The following is a 5,391-nucleotide window of genomic DNA, read 5'->3' as shown; positions in this document are numbered from 1 at the left end:
TGAATATCGATAACGCCGCCAATCGCATTGGCAAACGGTGAGCGCCAAGCGCCGGTGTATAAATCAAAATTAGCGACTACATTAGGATTAAAAATTGAATTACCGTCGTTATGAAATACATAGCCAACGCGCACGCCGTTAACATAATATTGATTATCAAGCGGCGAGGAACCGCGAATCACTGGCTCACCGCCAAATCCGTCGCCAGCAAGGGTCACGCCGGGTAATATCTCAACCGCTTTTAAGATGTCGTTGCCGGCACCTGCAACCGCTTTCAAGCGCGAGGTATCAATGCTGGCAGGCTGAAACGATAGCTGCTCGGCCTCAACCACCACTTCTTCAATTTGCTCTGGCTGCGCCTTTACAGGTGCTTCAGTTTGCGCAGCTTGCCCCAGCTCGGTCTCGTCTGCTAGTAAAGGCTGGCAGCTCAGCACAGCAAGCCAACATACGCAGCTTGAGGTAATTCGTGAGGTAATTCGAGAGCTAATTAGAGAGCTAATTCGGGCGTTCATTACAAGATTCCAAAAAAAACCAGCATCGTGATGCTGGTTTTGTGTCATAGGCTGGTTTTACGCAGTTAAAACTAGTTTAGTTTATTTGTTCATATCATCATAAAAACACCAGGTGTTTTTATGCGATTTTGCGACATACATCGCGGCATCTGCCTGACGGCACAATGCTTCGCTGTCGAACGCAAACCACTCGTCTTCTTCGAGCTCTGGCAAAAACGCGACGCCAACACTGGCATACACATTTACCACATCGCCGTTTTCGAGACTGACATCATGACCAATCGAGACCAAGATTTTTTCTAAAATCGGTTCAATCCGCGCCTTATCAGACACACCTTGTAAAATAATCGCAAATTCATCACCGCCAAGCCTTGCCACAGTATCGGTGCCGCGCACAATCTGCTTTAAGCGCTTGGCAATTTCAACTAACACATAGTCACCCGCGTGATGACCGCGCTCATCGTTAATTGGTTTAAATGCATCAAGGTCGATATACAGTAGCGAGAGCTCATACTCTAAGCGGCGGGCGCTGCTAATCGCCAGAGACAGCTGCGAATGAAATTCTTCTCGGTTTGCCAAACCAGTTAAGGGGTCATGCGCTGCCTTAAAGGCCAGCATATTGCGCTCCATAGCCAATAAACGCTTCAGGCGAATACTGTTGGCCTCATAGATGGCTACCGCAATCATCACCATGACACAGGCTGTCACCGGCAAAATAAGCTGCATCAAGGCATATTCATAGCTGTCGGTAATCATAAACAGTGGCTCATAGGTGCCACTTTGGTCGACTAGCCAAAACACTAAGAAAGTAAAAATCGTTAAGATAAACCAGGCAATACCCGAGGTAACATTGGTGAGCACGAAGGCAAAAATCGGTGGAATAATGAGGATATACAACATTGGCGAAAACGCGCCACCGGTTAACCAGCCGCCCACCACCGCCGAAATATATGGCGATATTAATGACAGATTGCCAGCTAGGTTAATGTGTTTGAAGTACAGTAAGGTAAGGCCTGCGATGGCATAATTCAGCATACAGCCAAAAATAAGCGGCACGCCATACTCAACCACCGACGGCGTATTATTAAAGCCAAGCAGAATAATGATTAAAAACGATAGGCAGGACATCATATTGCAGAACAGAATAAATGACATCACGATTGCCTTGCTGCGACTGTTAGGGTCAAGCAGCAGCTCGTCTGGCAGTAATGTGATTAGCCAGCGGTATAAAAATGTCTGTTCAAAGCGCGTTGTTTCCAACTGTGACGATTGCATGAAAGCGGTCTTGGATCTATCCAATGTTATTACTGTATTCAATGCCTAGCTGCAGACTAAGCTTAGTTATACGGTAACACACTTTTAGCAGCCACAAGGGCTGACAGGCTTCCGTCAGGCTATGAAAAAATCACGCCTGTCATATTTATGACATATTTATAGAAAATTGAGGGCTTAAGCTGCTTAACGCGCTAGTTTTTTGCGCACCAAGCTCGGCTGGTGTTGTGCCTCAAAGGCTGACCAATGCGAGGGGTGCTGACTGAGACGATCGGCGATCAGCCAAAATACGGCTGGGTTATGCGCAAAACCCACGTGGCTAGAGACTACTTCGATATTTTCAACAAAGCGACTCGGCGGCAGCACAGCCACCTCAGGTGCAACTGCACCATCACTGCGACTATAAATAAATGCGGTATGCACTTTACGCTCGGCAATCTGATTTGCGCGATTTAGCCACGGTGTTACATCTTGCTGATCGTCGGGCACATCGGATCGGTTAGCACGCTTTAACAAAGACCACATGCTGGTTCCGCGAGGGTCACCAATCGGTGCTCCCAGGGTGATAACCTGACGAATCAGATCAGGGCGTTTTTGTGCAATTGCATTGGCAAATACGCCGCCCATGCTCCAGCCAATCAAGCTGATTTTTTCATTCGATTGCTCACTCAGTGACTCACAGCGTTCGATGACCTGCGCTTCTTTGTCTTCGCAGTAGTCAATAATCTGCGCCATTTGGGTGGTTCGCCCTTTGGGCAAATTAGTGCCCAAGCGCCAAGGCTCAGCTTGGTAACCCAGTTTGTTCAAATAACGCCTCAGGAATAACATTGACGCGTCACCCCCACCAAAGCCAGGCAGTGTCATCACCGTATGACCATCGCTGGGCGCGGCATCGGCCAATAAATTGCGCCAGCGCTTATTGTAAAGCAGCTGCATCAGCTCAAGGCTGGCTTTGGGAAATTCCCACAGCAGTTGTGAGGTTTCAGGCGGGGTCGGATGTGCAAGCGATGATTGAGACAAGGCTAGGCCTCTGCGTGAATGAAGTCGGGCGCGTTATAGTTCCAAGAACGCAATTCGGTACGTTTTGAAATTCGCCAACCTTGCTCGGTTCTGACGTATTCATCGATATACCAAAGCCCTAGAAAAAACGTTTCTGAATTCCCTTCCAGTTTGATGGGGTTAAGACACATAACTTTGCCGGTAGCGCGGCTAGATTCTAATTGAATCTGGTGATTAGCCATAAAATGCTGGGTATGCTTAAACACCGGCATATTCTCAAGCAGAAAAGCTTTTGCCTCAGCATAGGGGCCAGCAGGACCACCAAACGCCGAGTAATCGAGAAAAGCGTCAGCGGTGAACACCTCATCTAAACGCTCAATGGCTTGTTGATCAATCGCATCGGCATACGCCGTGGTTAAATCTTGAATTTCTAAGCGATCGGAAATTTGCTCAATAGTGTATTTCAACATCCACCCCTAAAACACGGAAAATCGATAACAATAATGATAGGCTAATTCTCAACAATTGAGCAGGCTATGTCTACAGGATAAATGCATTGATTGATGCCAAGCAATAAAAAAGCCGCAAATGATGTCATTTGCGGCTTATCTCAATAGCGGCGATTAACCAGCAAATGCCTCGCCAGCTGCAATGCGCGCGCCAAGGGTCGCTAATAGCTGACCTGAAGTACCTAACACGGTTTCAATTTGTCTTGCCCACAGGCAGAAACGCCACAGATGATAATCTTTATCAATACCGGTGCCGCCATGCATATGCTGCGCTGCATAGCTGACGCGATGGCCAGTATCACCGGCCCAAATTTTGGCGATTAACACCTCATTGGCAGCCGACTTACCAGAATCGAGTATCGACGCCGCCTGATAGGTCACAAGCTTAAGACACTGGGTATCAATGAAACAGTCTGCAGCACGGTGCTGAACGGCCTGAAATGAACCAATCGGCACGTCAAACTGCACTCGCTCACAGGTAAATTGTGCTGTCGTTTTTGTCATTGCATCGGCAATGCCCGTTTGCATCGCACAGTATGCTGTTACCGTGCGCTGCATTAACCATTCAACCGCCTCATCAGCAGCCGTGCCAATCAACACGTCATCTGCCGCAACCTGCGCATCTTGCAGGCTAACCTCATACCATGGCTCTTGCGTGGTTGAAAGTTGACGAGTTAGCGTGACACCGTCAGCTTTTGGATCTACTAACAGCAACACTAAATCATCAGCATTTTTTGCGGTAAGTAAAATACGTTCTGATTGCTCAGCAAACGGCACACAAACTTTAACGCCATTCAGCACAAAGCCACCGTTAGCCGCTGTCGCCGTGGTAAGCGGTGACATTGGCGTCTCATTGCGCGACTCATGCAGCGCAGCCGTCAGTAAGATCTCGCCGCTGGCTAGCGGTGCTAATAAACGCTGCTGTTGGCTCGCATTACCAAAGGCCTGAATCGGCAAGCCTGCACTCACTAGAGCCGGCACTACAGGCACCGCGGCAACTGTGCGCCCTACTTCTTCAACCAGCAGGCAAAGCTCCATAAAGCCAAGCCCCATGCCGCCATTTGCTTCATCAAAAGCAGTGCCTAATAAGCCTGCCTCTGCTAGCTGCGACCAAAGCGCCTGATCAAAGCGATCCGTTTGCTGATCGATGCTTGCTAAACGCTCAGTAGTAGACTGCTCTTGTAAAATTTGATGCGCCAACTTTTGCACGTCTAATTGAATTTCGTTAAATGAAAAATCCATACTTATTACCCCTCAATTAGCCAGTTAGCGTTTCGCTTTAGGCATGCCTAAGCCACCACGGGCAATTAGGTCACGCTGAATTTCGTTGGTACCACCGCCAAACGTAATGATTGAAGCAGTGCGGTATAAGGTTTCAAGGCGGCCGCGCAAAATGGCCCCTTTCGATTCACGATGCAGCAAACCTTCAACCCCTAAAATTTCGCCTAACATGCGATATAGCTCGACAAAAAACTCAGTGCCGTAAACTTTTGCGGCTGAGGCATCTTCCATTGGCAAATTGCCCTTGGTCATTTCAGACGCCTGGCGGTAGCAAATCAGCTTCAAGGCTTCTAAGCCAGTGCGGCATTTGGCCAAATTAATTTGCACCCACGGCTGGTCAATCACTTTGTCACCGTTAGGTAAGCTTTCAGCCATCGCCCATTCAGTGACTTGGTTGAATAAATCAGAGAATGCACCCACATTAACCAAGGATAAACGTTCACGGTTAAGCTGTTGGAAAATATACAGCATGCCCATGTTTAACTCGCCAACCAGATATTCCTCAGGAATACGAACATTGTCATAGTAGGTCGCGTTAGTGCGCACATCGCCAAGGGTATGCACTGGCGAACAGCTATAACCTTCTGAGCTTGTCGGCACTAAAAACATAGAGATTGCTGAGTGCTTTTTCGCTTCTGGATCAAAATTGGTTTTTGCTGCCAACCAAATCCAGTCTGCGTGATGGGCAAGCGAGGTCCACATTTTCTGACCATTAATCACCCACTCATTACCGTCTTTTTTGGCTGTGGTTTTTAGCGACATAAGGTCGGTACCAGCACCCGGCTCCGAATAGCCGATACCAATAATCAGTTTGCCGC

Annotated in this window: 6 protein-coding genes; all 6 read right to left on the bottom strand. The window is 48.1% G+C overall.

Going from position 1 to position 5,391, the window contains the following annotated elements:
• A partial coding sequence (locus HRU21_11290) for a TonB-dependent receptor plug domain-containing protein (GenBank protein NRA42872.1) occupies positions 1-512 on the bottom strand: 512 nt, incomplete at its 3' end.
• Positions 513-593: 81 nt separating this feature from the next.
• Positions 594-1,787, bottom strand: a complete 1,194-nt coding sequence (locus HRU21_11285; protein NRA42871.1) for a GGDEF domain-containing protein — start codon at positions 1,785-1,787, stop codon at positions 594-596.
• A 183-nt stretch (positions 1,788-1,970) separates the two neighbouring features.
• Positions 1,971-2,804 carry an alpha/beta hydrolase gene (locus HRU21_11280; protein NRA42870.1) on the bottom strand — a complete coding sequence of 278 codons (834 nt, stop codon included), beginning with the start codon at positions 2,802-2,804 and terminating at the stop codon, positions 1,971-1,973.
• Positions 2,805-2,806: 2 nt separating this feature from the next.
• Positions 2,807-3,253 (bottom strand): nuclear transport factor 2 family protein, encoded by a 447-nt coding sequence (locus HRU21_11275; GenBank protein ID NRA42869.1) that lies wholly within the window; start codon positions 3,251-3,253, stop codon positions 2,807-2,809.
• Positions 3,254-3,406: 153 nt separating this feature from the next.
• The gene (locus HRU21_11270; protein ID NRA42868.1) at positions 3,407-4,534 is read right to left on the bottom strand and encodes an acyl-CoA/acyl-ACP dehydrogenase; all 1,128 of its coding nucleotides are present in this window, start codon (positions 4,532-4,534) and stop codon (positions 3,407-3,409) included.
• 24 nt (positions 4,535-4,558) lie between these two features.
• Positions 4,559-5,391: acyl-CoA dehydrogenase family protein (locus HRU21_11265; protein NRA42867.1), on the bottom strand; the 833-nt coding region annotated here is incomplete at its 5' end.

Source organism: Pseudomonadales bacterium (assembly GCA_013215025.1).
Classification (GTDB): domain Bacteria; phylum Pseudomonadota; class Gammaproteobacteria; order Pseudomonadales; family DT-91; genus DT-91.
This window is presented reverse-complemented; position numbering and strand designations above follow the sequence as displayed.